At 66.9% G+C, this 17,700-nt stretch carries 12 protein-coding genes; 6 read left to right on the top strand and 6 right to left on the bottom strand.

Annotation, left to right across the window (positions count from 1 at the left end; translation table 11 throughout):
• Positions 1-54 precede the first annotated feature (54 nt).
• Positions 55-3,435: an ATP-binding protein gene (locus tag ACSQ8Y_RS27290; RefSeq protein ID WP_436269516.1), complete on the top strand. Its 3,381-nt coding sequence runs from the start codon at positions 55-57 to the stop codon at positions 3,433-3,435.
• Here the strand turns inward: ACSQ8Y_RS27290 and ACSQ8Y_RS27285 are convergent, their stop codons facing one another.
• From ACSQ8Y_RS27285 to ACSQ8Y_RS27270, 4 genes are all read right to left on the bottom strand, one after another.
• On the bottom strand, positions 3,436-3,726 hold the full coding sequence (locus ACSQ8Y_RS27285) for a HigA family addiction module antitoxin (protein ID WP_436269515.1): 291 nt from the start codon (positions 3,724-3,726) through the stop codon (positions 3,436-3,438). It abuts the gene before it with no gap.
• 13 nt (positions 3,727-3,739) lie between these two features.
• Positions 3,740-4,024, bottom strand: coding sequence for a type II toxin-antitoxin system RelE/ParE family toxin (locus ACSQ8Y_RS27280; RefSeq protein WP_436269514.1), 285 nt, complete (start codon positions 4,022-4,024; stop codon positions 3,740-3,742).
• A 79-nt stretch (positions 4,025-4,103) separates the two neighbouring features.
• Positions 4,104-5,624 (bottom strand): tetratricopeptide repeat protein, encoded by a 1,521-nt coding sequence (locus ACSQ8Y_RS27275; RefSeq protein WP_436269513.1) that lies wholly within the window; start codon positions 5,622-5,624, stop codon positions 4,104-4,106.
• A gap of 61 nt (positions 5,625-5,685) precedes the next feature.
• Entirely contained in the window at positions 5,686-7,353 is a 1,668-nt protein-coding gene (locus tag ACSQ8Y_RS27270; RefSeq protein WP_436269512.1) for a hypothetical protein, read from the bottom strand.
• 173 nt (positions 7,354-7,526) lie between these two features.
• Here ACSQ8Y_RS27270 and ACSQ8Y_RS27265 point away from each other — a divergent pair, with 173 nt between their 5' ends.
• From ACSQ8Y_RS27265 to ACSQ8Y_RS27255, 3 genes are all read left to right on the top strand, one after another.
• Entirely contained in the window at positions 7,527-12,377 is a 4,851-nt protein-coding gene (locus ACSQ8Y_RS27265; RefSeq protein WP_436269511.1) for a response regulator, read from the top strand.
• Between the two features lie 12 nt (positions 12,378-12,389).
• A complete protein-coding gene (locus ACSQ8Y_RS27260) occupies positions 12,390-13,496 on the top strand; it encodes an HD-GYP domain-containing protein (protein ID WP_436269510.1) in 1,107 nt (368 codons plus the stop codon).
• A gap of 132 nt (positions 13,497-13,628) precedes the next feature.
• Positions 13,629-15,002 (top strand): family 43 glycosylhydrolase, encoded by a 1,374-nt coding sequence (locus ACSQ8Y_RS27255; RefSeq protein WP_436269509.1) that lies wholly within the window; start codon positions 13,629-13,631, stop codon positions 15,000-15,002.
• Positions 15,003-15,069: 67 nt separating this feature from the next.
• On the opposite strand, the gene ACSQ8Y_RS27250 is transcribed toward ACSQ8Y_RS27255, so the two are convergent.
• Complete coding sequence (locus ACSQ8Y_RS27250) at positions 15,070-15,444, bottom strand: hypothetical protein (RefSeq protein WP_436269508.1); 375 nt, start codon at positions 15,442-15,444, stop codon at positions 15,070-15,072.
• A gap of 177 nt (positions 15,445-15,621) precedes the next feature.
• On the opposite strand from ACSQ8Y_RS27250, the gene ACSQ8Y_RS27245 reads away from it, so the two are divergent.
• A complete protein-coding gene (locus tag ACSQ8Y_RS27245) occupies positions 15,622-16,383 on the top strand; it encodes a substrate-binding periplasmic protein (protein ID WP_436269507.1) in 762 nt (253 codons plus the stop codon).
• A gap of 10 nt (positions 16,384-16,393) precedes the next feature.
• Here the strand turns inward: ACSQ8Y_RS27245 and ACSQ8Y_RS27240 are convergent, their stop codons facing one another.
• On the bottom strand, positions 16,394-16,579 hold the full coding sequence (locus ACSQ8Y_RS27240; RefSeq protein WP_436269506.1) for a hypothetical protein: 186 nt from the start codon (positions 16,577-16,579) through the stop codon (positions 16,394-16,396).
• Between the two features lie 319 nt (positions 16,580-16,898).
• On the opposite strand from ACSQ8Y_RS27240, the gene ACSQ8Y_RS27235 reads away from it, so the two are divergent.
• Positions 16,899-17,696 carry an SDR family NAD(P)-dependent oxidoreductase gene (locus ACSQ8Y_RS27235; protein WP_436269505.1) on the top strand — a complete coding sequence of 266 codons (798 nt, stop codon included), beginning with the start codon at positions 16,899-16,901 and terminating at the stop codon, positions 17,694-17,696.
• Positions 17,697-17,700: the final 4 nt, after the last annotated feature.

The raw sequence follows: 17,700 nt of genomic DNA, 5'->3' as shown, positions 1-17,700 counted from the left end.
CCGGCCCAGCCGTGCGCGCGCGGGCGCGGCCGGCGATGCTATAGTGGCGTGGCCATGAGTCTGGACCAGCCTTCCTTCCCCCCCACCGAAACACCGCTGCCGCAGGACGGACGCGTGCTGCTCGACGCGACGCTGCTCAAGCGCTTGCGGAAAACGCGCGGTCTGAGCCAGGAAGCGCTGGCGGACCTGTGCTTCCAGAACCAGCTGTGCGTGTCGATCGCCTCCATCAAGCGCGCCGAATCCGGCAAGATCGTGCTGTACCGCACCGCGCGCCACCTGGCGCAGGTTTTCGGCGTCGGCATGGACCAGCTGACCGGCCCGCAGAGCGCTCCCGCCTCGGCTTCGGCCCCGGCCGCGGCCAGCGGCGCACCGCTGTCGGATCCCGCTTTTGCCCCTGCCCCTGCCGCCATTGGGACCATCGGCAACGGCGCCGCCGACGAAGTGCTGCGCCAGGTCGTCATGCTGACCATCCAGCTGGCCGCGCCGCAGCCGGCCGATAGCCTGGCCCTGCGCGACATCGGCAGCGTGGTGCAGCAGTTCGGCGGGCGCGTCGAGCGGGTCGACGGTGGCTGCGTATCGGCCGTCTTCGGCCTGCCGCAAGCCTTCCGCAGCGACGCCGAGCGCTGCATGCGCTGTGCAATAGAACTGAACCGCCACCTGCTGACCCACGGTGGCCGCGCCATGGCGATGAGCCTGGCGCGCTGGATACACGGTGCCGGCGCCGGCGCGGCGCCCGACCTGCGCCACTACGGCGCTTCCGGCATGGCGGGCATGCAGGACCGGCCCGGCTCGCCGGCCAGCGTCCGCCCCTTCCGCCTGCCGCTGTACGTCGAGCGCAATCTGCTGCCGCTGCTCGACCACCGTTTCCTGTTCAGCGAGGACGAGCCGCGCTATCCCGGCTACCTGGCCTTCGTCAAACCGGCCGCCAGCGACGCCAGCCAGCTGCCGCCGCTGATCGGCCGCTACACCGAAACGCGCCAGTTCAAGGCCGTGGTCGAGGGCACCGAGGAAAGCCAGTGCGGTCATATCATCTACCTGCGCGCCATGGCGGGCGTGGGCAAGAGCCGGCTGGCACAGGAATTCGCCGATATCGCGCGCCAGCACGGCATGCGCTGCCACCGCGCCGAGGTGCAGGACCTGGGCGCGGACAACGGCTGGCGCGCGCCGCTCGAGCAACTGGCGCGCAGCCTGCTCGGCCTCGGCTCGCCGCTGGCGCACTCGAACGCGCAAGCGATCGCCGAGGCAGTGGCGCGGCTCTATCTGCCGGCCGAATCGGCGCTGTTCTACCACGTGCTTGCCGGGGTCGCGCTGAGCGCCGAGCAGCATGCGCTGTACTCGGCCATGAGCCCCGATGTGCGCGAGCGCGGCTGGTCCGCCGCGCTGCAAACGCTGGTGCTGCGCCTGGCCATGACCGAGCCGCAACTGATCGCGCTGGAGGATGTGCACTGGGGCGATCCCTATCTGTTTGAAGCGCTGGGGCCGCTGCTGGCCCTGTCGCGCGAAGCGCCGGTGCTGTGGGTGATCACCTCGCGCGTGGAAAACGATCCGCTCGAATCGGCGCTGCGCCAGCAGATGGTGGACCTCGGCCTGTCGGTGTTCGACCTGCCGCCGATGTCGCTGCGCGAGGCGGCCGTGCTGGCCGACCAGTTCGGCGACGTGGACCCGGCCTACCGCGCGCTTTGCGTCGAGCGCGCCCAAGGCAATCCCCTGTTCCTGACCCAGCTGCTGGCCAGCCCCGGCCAGCAGTTGCCGGACAGCTTGCGCCACCTGATCCAGGCGCGCCTGGACGGGCTGCCGCCGGAACACGCGCAGGCACTGCACGTCGCTTCGGTGCTGGGCCACCGCTTCGAGCTGGACCTGCTGCGCGCAGCGCTCGGCCAGCCTGACTACGAACCGCAGCCGGCCGGCCGCAACAGCCTGCTGCGCCCTTGCGGCGCGGGCAGCTACGGCTTCGTGCACGACCTCGTGATGCACTGCATCTACGACGCCATCGAACCGGCCCAGCAGCGCCGCCTGCACCTGCAAGCGGCGCAAGCCTGGCGCGGCCGCGACGCCGTGCAGTGCGCGCACCACCTGTACCGCGCCAACGATCCGGGCGCGCTGGAAGTGATGCTGTCGGCCATCCAGACCAAGCTGGAGCAGCACCAGTTCGAAGCGGCGCTGGACTTGACGGCGGCCTGCAACACGGCCGACTCCACCAGTTTCAGCAGCTTCCCGCTCGCCCTGCTGCGCGCGCACGCCAGCGCCGGCATGGGTCACATGGGCAACGCGCGCCGCTACTACGAACACGCCATGCTGCTGGCCGGGCGGCCGCAGGACAAGATCGACGCGGTGGTCGGCCTGGCAAGCACGCTGAACGTGCTGGAGGAGCTGGAGGAAGAGGAGCGTCTGCTCGACGAGACCGTGCCGCTGGCACTGGCAATCGGCGCCGAGGCGGCGCTGGGCAAGCTGCTCTACCTGAAGGGCAATATCTACTTCCCGCGCGGGAACTACAACGAGTGCCGCCGCCTGCACGAGGACGCGGCGCGCTACGCGCAAGCGAGCGACACGCGCGAGACGCAGGCGCGCGCGCTGAGCGGCGTGGGCGATTCGTATTATGCGCAAGGGCGCATGCGCAAGGCTTTCGACCTGTTCGGGCAATGCCTGGTCATGTGCGAGCAGGACCGCTTCGTGCAGATCGAAGCGTCCAACCGCGCCGCGCTGGGTTCGACCCGCATCTACCTCGGCGACGCGGTGGGCGCGGTGCGCGACGCGCAGGCCTCGGCCGCCATCGCGCGCAAGGTGGGCAACCGCCGCGCCGAAACTTTCGCATGCATGACGGCCGGCTGGGCGCTGGTGGCGGACGGCCTGCTCGACGCGGCCACGCAGGAAGTGGAAAGCGGGCTGGAACTGGCGCGCTCGCTGGGCAGTTCGCGCTTCGAAACCTTCCTGATGGAGAGCCAAGCCCGCATCACCTGGCTGCGCGGCGACCACGCGCTGGCCGAGCGCCAGATCCTGTCGGCGGCGCAGCAGATGGAACGGCTGCAGCTGCAGAATTTCATCGGGCCGTGGGTGCTGGGTACCCTGGCCCTGTTTTCGCGCGACGCCGCCGTGCGCAAGCGCGCCTTGCTGCAAGGAGCCGCCCACCTGACGCGCGACTGCCTGGCGCACAACGCCTACCGCTTCCACCTCAGCGCCGCCGAAGTGTCTCTGCTGGATGGCGACACGGTAGCCGCCGAGTTCTACGCCGGCCAGATGGCGGCCTACGCGGCGCAGGAGGACTGCTGCTGGATCGAACACCACACCGCGCTGGTCCACGCCTACGCCGAATGGCTGCGCGCCCCGTCCGAAGCGCAGCGGCAGCGCCTGGCGCTGCTGCATGCCCGGTCCGCGCAATACGGCTACACCCATGCCGCCCCGCGCCTGCACCTCACGCTGCAAACGCTGCTGGCCTGATCACAAAGCCACGGTCGCGAACCGTTCAATCGGCGGATGGAGCTTGCGCTCGGCGTGCCACAGATCATAATCCGCCTGCACGGCCAACCACATGCGCGCAGTGCTGACGCCGGCCCGCTCGAGCCGAACAGCCAAGTCGGGACTGACAGGAGCTCGTCCGTGCATGATGCGTGAAAGGGTTTCGCGCGCAAAGCCCAAGCGATGTGCAAACTCGGTAATGCTCATATCCAGCGCAGGCAATACATCTTGCAGCAAGATGCTCCCAGGATGAGGAGGGTTATGTAGCGGCATGGTGAGTTCAGCCTTAGTGGTAGTCCAAATAGTCCAACAATTCGACGTCGCCATTGTCGAACTGAAACATCAGCCTCCAGTTCCCACTGACAGTAAGAGACCAATGACCATACAGCCGACCGTGCAGCCGATGTAGGCGCCAGCCCGGCACATTGAGCTCTTCGATGGATGCCGCCCGGTCAAGAAAAAGCAACATTCGGCTCAAACGTGCGGCGTGTGCAGGGTTGATGCCGCTCGTGGCCCCGGTTTCAAAAAACAGCTTCAACCCCTTGTGCCGAAAATTTTTTATCACATCCATTGTGATGCATCACATCACACTCCGCAAGGACTGAAAGCATTACTGTGCTGCAACGTGCCTTGGCGGATCTTGCGTATGGTCAAGTCAACCGTGCAAACACAGAAATCAGCCCGGTGACATCCTGACCGTCGTCTTTGCGCAGCGCGTGCGCGGCGATGCTGCGGACCTGGAAGCCATGCGCTTGCGCCAGCGCTTCGAGGTAAGCTTGCGAGTGGGCGTAACGGCCGGAAGGGCGCAACGCGTAGTCGACTGCCTTGTGTGCACCGTCCGCCGCCTCCACCGTGAAGGCGAACGCACCGCCGCCCTGCAAGGCACGGCGCGCGGCGCGGAAGACCGGCTGCAAGTCGCCCAGGTAGACCAGCACGTCGGCCGCCACCAGCAGGCCGCACGGCGCCGTCAGCGTCTGCAAATGTTCGGCGATATCGGCGCAGGCCAGCTCGTCGTAGACGCCGCGCCGGCGCGCCTGCTCCAGCATCTGCGGCGACAGGTCGACACCGGCCAGCGAGCGCGCATAGGGCCGCAGCAGGGGACCGCACAAGCCGGTGCCGCAGCCCAGGTCCAGCACATCCATTTCCCTCATCAAGAGCCCGGCCTGGTCCAGCGCGGCCAGCAGCAATTGCGGTGCGCGGTACTGCAGCACGTTTTGCAAATGATGGTCGAAGTCGTCCGCGTACTGGTCGAACAGCGCGGCGACGTACTGCTGCGGCGGCATGGCGGGCGCCTCCCCCACGCCCAACGCGGCCAACTGATAGGCAACCGAAGCGGCGTCGGCGCCGCAGGCCAGCGCGTCGCGGTAAGCGGCCACGGCCTCATTGTTGCGCCTGAGCGCGCGCAGGGCATTCGCCCGGTGCAGGTGCGCTGGCGCGCTACCCGGGCGCAGCTTCAGCGCATGGTCGTGGCAATCGAGCGCGCCCTGGTAGTCGCCGACACGCTGCAGCAGCGTGCCGTAGCTGCTCCACGCCTCGGCGTAATCGGGATTGGCCTCGATGGCGTTGCGGTAAGCCTCGGTTGCCTCCTCGTGCCGGCCCATGCTTTGCAGCGTCACCGCCGCGCCGCAGTAGGACTCGGCCAGGTTGGGGTTGAGCGTGAGCGAGCGGCCGAAACTGTCCAGCGCCTCGGCGCGCCGTCCCAGCTGGTGCAGTGCGATGCCGCGATTGCCCAGCGCTTCAGCGTAGGCAGGCTGCAGCGCCAGCGCCGCGTCGTAGCTGGCCAGCGCGTCGTCCAGGCAGCCCAGCTTGCGCAAGGCGTTGCCGCGATTGGCCAGCGCCATCGCATAGGCCGGCTGCAGCGCCAGCGCGCGCTCGTAGCTGGCCAGCGCGTCGCCGTGGCGGCCCGCATCCTGCAGCGCCGCACCGAGATTGCAGTGGGCGATGGCCTTGTCCGGTGCGACGGCGATGGCCCGGCCGATCAGTTCCACCGCCGCCGCAGGCGCCCCGCCCTGCCGCGCCAGCACGCCCATCAGATGCAGCGCGTCGAAGTTCTCCGGCTCGCGCCGCAGCACTTCGGCGTAAAGCGCCTCGGCCTGCGACAGGTCGCCGCGCTGGTGCAGCGCCACGGCTTGCTGCAGCAATTGGCTGGTGTTGTGGCTGGATGATGGCATGGCACGGCTCTGGAATGGCAAAACAGCACCTTACCAGAACCGTCGCCCCGCAGGCCACCCGTCAATTCTGCTCCGCCCTCCACACCCCGACCAGCGCCTTCATCTTCGTCCACAGCGGCAGGCGCTCGTCGGACAGCACGTCGAGGAAGTCCGACAGGCGCTTGGACTTGATCATGGTGTAGGCGGTCAGCACGGTGGTGATGCAGAACACGGCGGCGAAGATCCACAGCCGCCGGCTCATCGGCGCGTCCGATTCGGCCAGCAGGTTCATGCCGAGGAAGCCTGTGGTCACCGTGCCGATCAGGCCGAAGATGGTGACCACCGTCAGCCGCACCACGGTGTTAGCCTGGCGCCGCAGGCTGTCCGCCTCCAGGTAGCCGTTCATGTCTTCGACCCGCACTTTCACCTCGGCGTGCAGGCGCTCCAGCCCCAGCTGGCAGGACGACATCTCGAACAGGGCCCGCACCAGCGCCTGCTCGGAAATGTCCTTGAACCAGTAGCGGTGCGTGAAGCGCAAGAAGCCCTCGAACGAGGAGCGGATGCGGCGCTTGAAACGGCGCACGCTGTTCGCGTCCACCACGTTCAGGCAGTTCAGCGCCTCGGCCAGGCGGTCCGAAAACATCAGCAGCGACGATTTCTGCAGGTGGGCGATCAGGAACAGCAGGAAATGCTGGTGGCGGAACTGCGCCAGCACGCCCCGGTCGCGGCAGCAGAAGAAGTCCGACGCGGCAGTGCCGACCACGACCAGCGACAGGCCGCTGCACAGGTAGCGCGTGTCCGGCGCGGCGCCGGCGCCGCCCCAGAAGCGGTCGTAGCAAACCTGCTTTTCGAAGTCGTCCAGGTGCCGCTCGGCATAGGGCAGCGTGCCCAGGCTGGAACCCGTGCCCGTCACCAGTCCCAGGCGGATGAAGTCTTCCCGCGTCAACGAGCGCGGGTCTTCCACCGCGAGGTAGGCCATCACCGGCATGCGGTAGTACTCGATCTGGCGGTAGCGCAGCGGACCGGCGTCGTCGCTCAGGTCGTACACCAGCGGCTGCAGCATGAACTGCCAGTGCGCGGCGATGCGCGGCGCGCGCTTTTCGGCGACATGGGACAGGAAGGCGTCGCGCTGCTGGGCGTCGGAGCGCGACAGCACATTGCCCTGCGCATCCAGCCACTCCACGCTGTGCATGCAGTGCAGCGCCTGGCCCGCGCTGTCCCAGCCGGCCGGATAGCCGCGCCCGAAGCGGTACAGCAGTTCCTCCGCCTCGGCCAGCGCCAGGTTGTCCGCGCTGAACTCCAGGTTCAGCATCACCACGTCCACATCGAAGAAAAAATACAGGTCGGTATGGACGATGGACAGCGTGATGGGCGTGTCGCCCGCGTACGCCGCCACGCGCACCTTGGCCACGTCGTGGCGGCGGAACACGCGCATGCCGGCGCCGCCGGTTTCGCGCCGCGCGCTGCGCGCCTCGCCGTACAGGAAGCGCTGCACATAGGGCAGAAAGGTGACGAACTCGTTGTAGTGGCGTTCGTGGAAATTGGCGGAATCGCCGTTGAATTCGTCGACGATCTCGCGCCACGGCGTGGCCTCGCCCATGACGCGCAGGATTTCCCAGGGGCGCTGGTGGGTCTGGTCGGCGCCGGGAGCGGGCATCAGGCGCAATGGCCAGAGCAGCACCTGCCGCAGATGATGGACGTGGGTTCCGGGCAGCGCTGCTGCCGGCTGCGAAGTTGTGGACTGCGTCATGCGAGGCGTCTCCTTGCTGGGTCTGCCCCATTCTATGCCATCGCTACGGCGGCACTCCGCAGCCGCTGTTCTTGTTGGCAATTAGCCACAGGAATTAATTACATATTGGAAAAATATGCTTCCAATAAGGAAGTATACTGTCGACCATACCTACTTTCCTCCCGCCCTTGCCCATGCGCCTCACATTGTCATCCAATCCGAGGCCGGCCGGCCGGCGCGCCGCGCGCGCGCGATATCACCTGATCCGTCTGGGCGCGGCTGCGCTGCTGGCATGGACCAGCCTGGGCGCCCACGCCGCCGCCCCGCAGCCGGAGCGCTGGTCGCAATTGACCTCGCCCGCGTTTCAAAACATTTCGGTGCAACACGGGCTGCCGCCGTCGCCGGTGACGGCCATCGCCCAGGATGGCGACAGCTTCCTGTGGGTGGGAACGCAGGCCGGCCTGGCGCGCTGGGACGGCTACCGTTTCCACATGTATATGGCGGGCAATGATGCGCATGCATTGCCCGACAACGTGGTGCAATTCCTGCACACCGACGGCAAGGGGCGCCTGTGGGTCGGCCTGGCGAACGGCGGCTTGGCGCGCTATGAGCGCGAGCGGGATAATTTCACCGTCTACAACGCGCTGACGGCCGGCCTGACGCTGGGCACCGTCCTCAGCATCGCCGACGACGGCGCCGGCGGCCTGTGGATCGCGACGGCAGGCGGGCTGGATCACATGGCCCAGGGGCTGGAACCGGGCCGGGGCGTGGTCACCCATTACCGGCATGAGGCGCGAACCGCCGGCAGCCTGCCGTCGAACCAGGTTTACGCCCTGCGCCGCGACGCCGCAGGCACGCTCTGGTTGGGAACACAGCAGGGCCTGGCGCGCTGGAACGGCGCCAGCAAGACCTTCACCACCGTGCTCTTGCCGACCGCCAAGTCCGACGTGCCGACGGTCACGAGCGTGTTCGCCGCCAGCGACGGCCGGCTCTGGATAGGCACAGACAGACATGGTGCTTTTGTGCTGGAACCGGCCAGCGGCGTGGTCAAGCCCGTATTGCAGCCGGCTTCCCAGGCTGGCGGGAGTGGAGCGGCACTGGAGTTGCAAAAAGTGATCAGCATCAGCGAGCCGCGCCCGGGCGAGATATGGCTGGTATCCCATCCCAACGGCATCGTCGCGATCGATACCGCGACATCGGTCGTGCGGCGTATCCGCAACAACCCTTCGGCGCCGGACAGCCTGTTGAACGACGCCGTGCGCGCGCAGTTCAAAGACCGCGCCGGCTCGACCTGGATCGGCAGCCAGAGCGGACTGAGCCGCTATATTCCCGACCTCTACGCCATGGCGGTGCAAGCCGAGCCTGGCCGGCCGGGACGCATCGCCGACCCCGATGTCACCTTCGTCCAGGAAGATGCGCGCGGGCATATCTGGCTGGGCCTGATACGCAACGGTGTCAGCCGGATCGACCCGCTGGGCGCCTCCGTGGCTGGGCTGCTCCCGAGCCCCGCAGGTCAGGAGCAGTCCTCGGTGCTGGCGATGGCGGCGCGCCCGAACGGCCAAGTGCTCATCGGCATGGAGCGCGGCAAACTGTACCGAAGCGATGCGGAAGGCAAGAGTTTCGCGCGCCTGGTCGTGCCGGGCATGCCCGACGGTGCCAACGTGCGGGCACTGGCCATGGCAGGCGACACGGTGTGGATAGGCACCCGGGCCAACGGCTTGTACGCTACCGATCTCGATGCGCGTGGCAACGCCGGCAACACGCGGCACTTCCCGGAACTGCCCGCGGACCACCTCATCATGTCCTTGTCGGCGGGGCCCGACCGTTCACTCTGGGTCGGCGCGACAACCGGGGTGTATCGCCTGGATATGGCCAGCGGCGCCCTTCTAGAGCACATTCCGGCCAATCTGGCCGCCCCCTCGGCATTGGCCGGCGGCTACATCCAGTCGCTGCATACCGACCACCGCGGCCGCCTGTGGGTGGGGCACTCCGCCGGCCTCGATATCATGGAAGGGCGTTCGGCCGACGGCAAGCCGCGTTTCCACCGCATCGGATCGGCCCAGGGCCTGCCGACGGTCAACACGATTTTGCAAGACGCCCAAGGGCGCATCTGGGCCAGCACGGATGACGGCATCGCCATCATCGATGCCGAAAAATTTACCGTGCTGGACATCCTTAAGCGCGCCGACGGGGCCATGAGCGGCGGCTACTGGGCCAATTCAGGCACCGTCACGGCCCAAGGGGAACTCCTGTTCGGCGGCGTCGGCGGCTTGACCGTCCTGCGCCCGGAACGCTACCAGCCCTGGCGCTATCAGCCGCCGGTGGTGGTGACGGCGGTGCGCGTCGCCGGCAAGCCGGTGGTGGCCAGCCATTTCAACGGGGCCGGCGCCGCGCCGCTGACCATCGAGCCGGACGCCAACAGCTTCACGGTCGAATTCGCGGCGCTCGATTACTCCGCGCCCGAGCAGAACCGCTACGCCTACCGGCTGGAGGGCTACGACCGGGACTGGATAGAGACCGATGCCACGCGCCGCGTGGCCACCTACACCAACCTGGCGCCCGGCCGCTATCGCTTGCTGCTGCGCGGCAGCAACCGCAAGGGCGTATGGAGCGAACAGCCGCTGGCGATGGCGATCGACGTGCTGCCGGCCTGGTACCAGACCTGGTGGTGCCGCAGCGCGCTGGCGCTGCTGGTGCTGGGCACGCTGTACGGCTGTTACCGCTGGCGCATCGGCCGCCTGGCGGCGCAGCGCGCCGCGCTGGAACTGGAGGTGGCGGCCCGCACGATCGAGGTGACGCAGCAGAAGGAGGAGGCCGAGCGCCAGCGCATGGAGGCGCAGGCGGCGCGCAGCAAGGCGGAGGAGGCGACCCAGGCCAAGTCCATGTTCCTGGCCAATATGAGCCATGAGATCCGCACCCCGATGAACGCGGTGATCGGCCTGTCGCACCTGGCGCTGGCCACCGAGCTGGCGCCCAAGCAGCGCGACTATGTGCAAAAGATCCACAACGCCGGCAATTCGCTGCTGGGCATCATCAACGACATCCTCGATTTCTCGAAGATCGAGGCGGGCAAGCTCGACATCGACCTGGCCGATTTCGACCTGGACGACACCCTGGACCACGTGGCCGCCATCACCGGCGGCCGGGCCAGCGACAAGGGGCTGGAGTTCAACTTCGACGTGCCGGCCACCGTGCCGCGCGGCCTGCGCGGCGACGCCCTGCGGCTGGGCCAGGTCTTGATCAATCTGATCAACAACGCCCTCAAGTTCACGGCCAAGGGCCAGGTCGACCTGACGCTGCGCCTGCTCGAGGAACTGCCGGACCGGGTGCGCCTGGAATTCAGCGTGCGCGACACCGGCATCGGCATGACGCCCGAGCAGGTCGCCAAGCTGTTCCAGGCCTTCACCCAGGCCGACGGTTCGACCACGCGAAAATTCGGCGGCACCGGCCTGGGTTTGAGCATTTCCCAGAACCTGGTGGCGCTGATGGGCGGCCAGATCCGGGTCGAGAGCACCGCCGGCGAAGGCAGCCGCTTCCACTTCACGCTGTGGCTGGAGCGCGCCCGGCAGGCGCTGGCGCCGCGCACCGCCCTGCCGGCGGCGCTGCACGGCTTGCGCGTGCTGGTGGTGGACGACAACGCCACCGCCCGCGAGGTCCTGCTGGCGACGCTGGCCAGCCTTCAGCTCACTGCCGAGGCGGTGGCCGGCCCCGACGAGGCCATGCAGCGCCTGCGGGAGATGCGTTTCGACTTGATGCTGACCGACTGGCAGATGCCAGGGCTGGACGGCATCGCCTTCGCCGCGCAAGTGGCCGCCCAGATCCCCTCGCCGCCGCAGGTAGCCATGGTGAGCAGCTTCGGCCGGGACGACGTGCGCAGCGCGGCAGAAAACGCGGGCATCGGCACCTTCCTGGTCAAGCCGGTCAGCCGCGCCGGCATGGCCGATGCGCTGCTGCGGCTGTTCGCGCCCGACCTGCACCATCCCGCGCCGGGCCGCGCGCAAGACCGCATCCCGGCGTTCAGCGGCGTGCGCATCCTGCTGACCGAGGACAATGAAATCAACCAGCAGATCGCCGTCGAATTGCTGGCCGCATGCGGCATCGGCGTCGACGTGGCCTACAACGGGCGCGAGGCGGTCGAACGCTTGCAGGAAGTCGGCCCGCTGCATTACCAGCTGGTCTTCATGGACCTGCAAATGCCGGAGATGGACGGCCACGAGGCGACTTTGCGCATGCGCCGCAATGCGGACTTCGATGCGCTTCCCATCGTCGCCATGACCGCCAACGCGATGCGCGAGGAACAGCAGCGCTGCCGCGAGGAAGGCTTCACGGCCCACATCAGCAAACCCCTGATTCCGGCCGAGCTGTACCGGCTGCTGACGCACTATCTGGGAGATAGACTGAGCCCGCGCCACGCCACCCCGGCGGCCTCCGCGTCCGTGCTGCCGGCCTCCCTGCCCGGCGTGAATCTCGACCAGGCGCGTGCCGGTGTCAATGGCAACACCGCCTTGCTGGCCAAGCTGCTGCGCGCCTTCCCCAGGCAGCAAGGCGGCGCCGCCGACAGCATAGCGGCCGCGTTGCGCCAGCAGGACTACGCGGCGGCGGAACGCCACGCGCACACGCTGCGCGGCGTAGCCGGCAGCCTGGGCGCCGGGCTGGTGCAGCAACTGGCCGGCGAACTGGAAACGGCAATGCAAGGCCGGCCGACGGTGGAACAGGCGGCGGACCGGCTGGCGGCGCTGCGGCAGGCGCTGGAGCAAGTCTGCGCCGGCATCGCGGCGGCGCTGCCGGAAGAAGCGGGCGCGCCGGCCAGCGTGGCGGCCCGCGCGCCGGGCGACTGGCACGCCGACCTGCAACGGCTGGCCGAACTGATGCGCAATATGGACGGCGAGGCGCTGACAAGCTACGCGGCCTGCGCCGCCGAATTCAAGGCCACCTTCGGCCTGCTGGAGGGTGCGGCAATCGAACGCTGCCTGGACGATTTCGACTTCGACGGCGCCTATGCCGCGCTGTCGTCGGCGTCCGAAAAACATGCCATCGTTTTATAACTGGAGTGGACTATGCGTGACGAAATGAACGGGCTGGAAATGCCGACCATCTTGGTGGTGGACGACACCGCCACCAACCTGACGCTGATCCATGACCTGCTCAAGGAGCGGTACAAAATCCGCCTGGCCAACAGCGGCGAAAAAGCCCTGCGCGCGCTGGCGACGGCGCCGCTGCCCGACCTGGTGCTGCTGGACGTGATGATGCCCGACATGGACGGCTACCAGGTGCTCGAGCGCATGAAGGCCGACCCGGCATCGGCGGGCGTCCCGGTCATCTTCCTGACCGCCAAGAGCGAAATCGAGGACGAACAGCGCGGCATCGCCGCGGGTGCGGTCGACTACATCACGAAACCGATTTCGCCGCCCATCTTGCTGGTGCGCGTGGAAAAGGAATTGATGGTAACGCGCGCCCGCACCATGCTGCAGCGGCAAAACGCGTGGCTGGAGGAACAGGTTCAGGCGCGCACCCGCGAAGTGGTACAGATGAGCGACGCGACCATCCACGCCATGGCCAGCCTGGCCGAAACGCGCGACAATGAAACCGGCAACCACATCCGCCGCACGCAGCACTACGTGGCCGCGCTGGCCGGCGCGCTCAAGGACCACCCGCGTTTCAGCGCGCTGCTGACGCCAGCCAACATCGAATTGCTGTACAAGTCGGCGCCGCTGCACGACATCGGCAAGGTGGGCGTGCCCGACCGCATCCTGCTCAAGCCGGGCAAGCTCGACGAGGCCGAATTCAAGATCATGAAGCAGCACGCGGACTACGGCCGCGACGCCGTCAAGGCGGTGGAGGATTACCTGGGCAACAGCAATGGCTTCCTGACTTTCGCCCGCGAGATCGCCTACGGCCACCACGAAAAGTGGGACGGCTCAGGCTACCCGCAGGGCTTGGCCGGCGACGCCATCCCGGCTTCGGCGCGGCTGATGGCCGTGGCCGACGTCTATGACGCCCTGATTTCGAAACGGGTCTACAAGCCCGCCTTCAGCCATGACGAGGCGCTCGCCCTGATGACCGAGGGACGCGGCAAGCATTTCGATCCCGACGTCTTCGACGCCTTCATCGCGATCGTGGACGAGTTCCGCTCGATCGCGGCGCGCTACGCCGATCACGAATAAACGCAATCCGGTCTCCATGCCGTCGATACCGAAGCGGGTATCAATGGCCGGAAAAATGTGATTGGTGCCGCGCACCGGGCCAGCCTAAGCTGGTGCCGCTGCACCCACAATATAATATCAAGGAGACCAATTTTGAAAAAGCTGCTGGCATCCCTATGCCTGGCGCTGTGCGCCCTCGCGTCCCACACTTCCCACGCCATCAACCTGGCCGGCCTGCAGAACGCGCATGACCCGGGCACCCTCACCAAGGACGGCGACACCTGGTTCAATTTCACCACCGGCACCGGCATCTGGTATTCGAAATCCACCGACATGGTGACCTGGTCGGGCGGACCCGCGCCGGTGTTCAGCACCTATCCCGCCTGGATCGCCAACAAGGTGCCCAACTTCAGCGGCTCGTTCTGGGCGCCGGACGTGATCCACATGAACGGCTACTACTACCTGTACTACTCGGTGTCGACCTTCGGCACCTCGCAGTCGGCGATCGGCGTGGCGCGTTCTGCCTCGCTGAAAAACCCCAGCTGGACGGACCTGGGCATCGTAGTCGAATCGTTCGGCGGCGCCGCCGAGATCAACGCCATCGACCCGGCCCTGTTCCGCGACCACGACGGCAAGGTCTACATGTCCTACGGCTCCTTCTTCGGCGGCGTCGGCGTGGCCGAAATCAACCAGGCCACCGGCAAGCTGGCCGGCAACGTCACGCCCCTCCTCGGCGGCAACCACCTGGACATGGAAGCGCCCTACATCGTGCGCGAAGGCGGCTACTACTACCTGTACGTGAACCGGGGCGCCTGCTGCAAGGGCGCCGACAGCACCTACTATGTGCAGGTGCAGCGCGCCACCAGCGTGACCGGTCCCTACACCGGCACGCGCACCATCCTGCCCAATGTGGACGGCAAATACAAAGGCCCGGGCCATGTCGGCGTGCTGAAACAGGACGGCTGCAACTTCGCCTCCATCCACTACTACGACCTGAACGACGGCGGCAACGCCAAGCTCGACATCCTGCGCCTGACCTACAGCGCCGGCTGGCCCGTGATGACGCGCAATTTCACCGACTTCAACGGCTGCGGCGGCTTAAGCGACGGGCGCTACGTGATGACCTCGCGCCTGAGCGGCAAAGCGCTGTCGGTGGCGGGCGCGTCCACCGCGAACGGCGGCCTGGTGCAGCAGCAGACCTACACCGGCGCCAAGCACCAGCAGTGGTACGCGGTGGGCCACGGCGACGGCCAGTACAGCTTCATCAACGCCAACAGCCTGCTCAGCCTGGACAACTACGGCAATTCGACGACGGCCGGCACCAACGTCGCGCAGTGGGGCTACTGGGCCGGCAGCGGGCAGCACTGGAGCGTGTCCAGCCCCGCCAGCGGCTACTACGTCGTCAAGAACCTGCTGAGCGGGATGGTGATGGATGTGGCGAACAAGAGCACAGCGGAAAACGCGCAAATCATCCAGTACACGCAAAACAACGGCAGCAACCAGCAGTGGGCGCTGACCCGGCCGTAAAAGGGCTGGACTGGGAGGGCTGGACTGGGAGGGCTGGACTGGGAAGGCTGGACTGAGGCCCGCCGGTTCAGCGTTCGCCATGCTCCGCGCGGTATCGGCGCTCGGCCTCGTCCAGGTGCGTGACTAGCAGATGCGAAATGATGTTGATGCCGACGCCGGCGAACAGCGCCGGGAACAGGTAGAGTGCGAGCGAGATGCCGGAGGTGAAAAACTGGTCGTCCAGCAGCGACGGCGTATGCGCCGCCAGGTCGGCCAGGCGGCGCAATACGACGAGGTTCACGCCGGCCAGCACCAGCAGGCTGATGCCAAAGCCGAACACGGCCAGGCGCGACAGTGCCCGCTTCCACATCATGTAGCCGTAGATCGCCGCCGGCAGCAGCAGCGACAGCACGATCAGCAGGAAAAAATCCAGCTCCACAAACACCGATTGATTGACCGCCATCCCGCTCCCCTTGCCTGTTCTTGTTCGCCGATCCGGCGATTATAGACAAGCCAACCGCCGGCGCTGTGTCTTCCGGGTTGGCGACTGTAAGCAAAGGCAACCGGCAAAGCACTGCCGCGCGCTTGACATTGCGGTCCGTTCTGTCACATTGGTGCTTTTCAGCTAGCGGCATCCTACATGAGCGGACCCACGATTTTGCTGGCAGCGGCATTTTTCACGCTAGGTACGCCCGGCATGGCCTGCAATCTCAAATTGGCGCCGGAACCGTGGCCGCCCTACATCGTCATCAACGAACATGGCGGCCTGTCCGGCCTGGACTACGACCTGGTGCAAGCCATCATGAAAGAGGCCGGCTGCACCTTGCAGGTGGAAACGGCCCTGCCATCGCTGCGGCGGCAAATGGAATTCAGGATGGGCCGGATCGACTTGACGCTGGGTGCGTCGGACACCCCGGAACGGCGCGGCTTCGCCCGCTTCAGCCTGCCCTACCGCAACGAGACCGTGGGGATGTTCAGCATGCCCGACCACGCTGCGCAGTATCGCGGCGTAGACGGATTCGACGCCCTGCTCAAGCAGCGCCTCACGCTGCTGACGCCGCGCGGCGGCTGGTATGGCGACAGCTATGCGAAGGCGCAGCCGGAGCTGGACAAACGCGGCCAGCGCAGCCCCTTCAGCAGCTACGAACAGGGCATGCGCATGCTCCAGGCCGGCCGGGCCAGCCTGATCATGGGCGACATCGCCGCGCTACGCTACGAAGCCAGGCGGCAGGGCGTGGCAATGACGGCCCTGCCCTGGGTGCCCTTCCGCGCACCGGCCCACCTGATGCTGAATGCCGCCAGCACCAGCAAGGCGGACCTGACCCGCATCAACGCCGCCATCACGCGCCTGGAGCAAAACGGCACCCTGGCCGCCATCCGCGCGCGCTATGAGCTGAATTGAATCGGCGTCCCTAGCGGGCTTGCTCCAGGTCCCGCTCCACCACGCGGCGGAACGCGGCGGTGCTCCATGCGACATCCTGCACCTGGATATCGGGCTGGTAGCCCTCGCCATTGCCGCGCGGCCGGTTGACGTACAACTTGGTGGGCACGACGACTACCGCCAGGCCGGACGGAAGCTCTTCCAACCGCACTTCCATATAGGTCGCATCCGCCGAACTGGGCGCGCCGATCAGTTTGGTATTGGGGAACTGCTTGAAGACGTCCAGCGCGTCCAGGCAGGCGCTGGCGCATTGACCGGGGACGATGACGTCCCCGGCCTCAACTGAAGGGCCGGGTCTACGAGGTCTGCGGGCGGCGCGATTTCTCAGCTCCCGGCACGTTGCCGAAATTAGGTATATGATGACCGTCATGTTTTGAAAAGCTTAGACTTGATAGACCTGCAGCTTTTCTTTGACATAAAAATATGATGAACGTCATATTAAATGCGCAGTACAACACTCTTACAAGGAACTAACGATGTCTACTTCTTCTCGCAAGCTTGCAGTGGTAACCGGCGCGTCGTCTGGAATAGGCGCGGTGTATGCAGACCGCCTGGCCAAGCGTGGCTACGATCTGCTGCTGGTGGCGCGCCGCGGCGAGCGGCTGCAAGCGCTGGCAAGCACGATTTCAACGGCGCACGGCGTGCGGGTCGAGACGCTGATCGCGGACCTGGCGACGGAGGCCGGCCAGGCCAGCGTCGAGCATGTCCTGTCCAGCAATCCGGCGGTCGGCGTGCTGGTCAACAATGCCGGCATCGCGCGCCTGGCACCCATCGCCGGCGGCCCTTTGCAGGACTCGCTGTCCCAGATCGCGCTCAACATCACGGCGCTGACGCGTCTGACGCATGCGGCCTTGCCTGGCATGAAGTCGCGCAACGACGGCTTGATCATCAACATCGCCTCGGCCCTGGCCCTGCACACGCTGCCGGTCAGTTCGGTCTACAGCGGCACCAAGGCCTTCGTGCTGGCGTTCAGCCGCGGACTGCAGCAGGAGCTCGCCGATACCGGCGTGAAGGTGCAGGTCGTGCTGCCGGCAGCCACCGCCACCGAGGTGTGGGACAACTCCGGCATCCCCTTGTCGGCGCTGGCGCCGGAGTCCGTCATGAAGACCGACGATATGGTGGACGCGGCCTTGCGCGCGCTCGATCAAGGCGAAGACACCACCATGCCTTCAGTGGCGGATGCGGAAGCGATCGAGCGCTTTGAATCGGCCCGGGTCGCGCTCTTCAATATGGGGCAGACCGGCAAGGTCGCGCCCCGCCTGCTGCCGCGCTGAACCG

Origin of the sequence: Pseudoduganella sp. LjRoot289, from assembly GCF_964252925.1 — a bacterium.
Classification (GTDB): domain Bacteria; phylum Pseudomonadota; class Gammaproteobacteria; order Burkholderiales; family Burkholderiaceae_D; genus Rugamonas.
The sequence above is the reverse complement of the archived record's forward strand: the minus strand, read 5'-3'. Positions and strand labels throughout refer to the sequence as shown.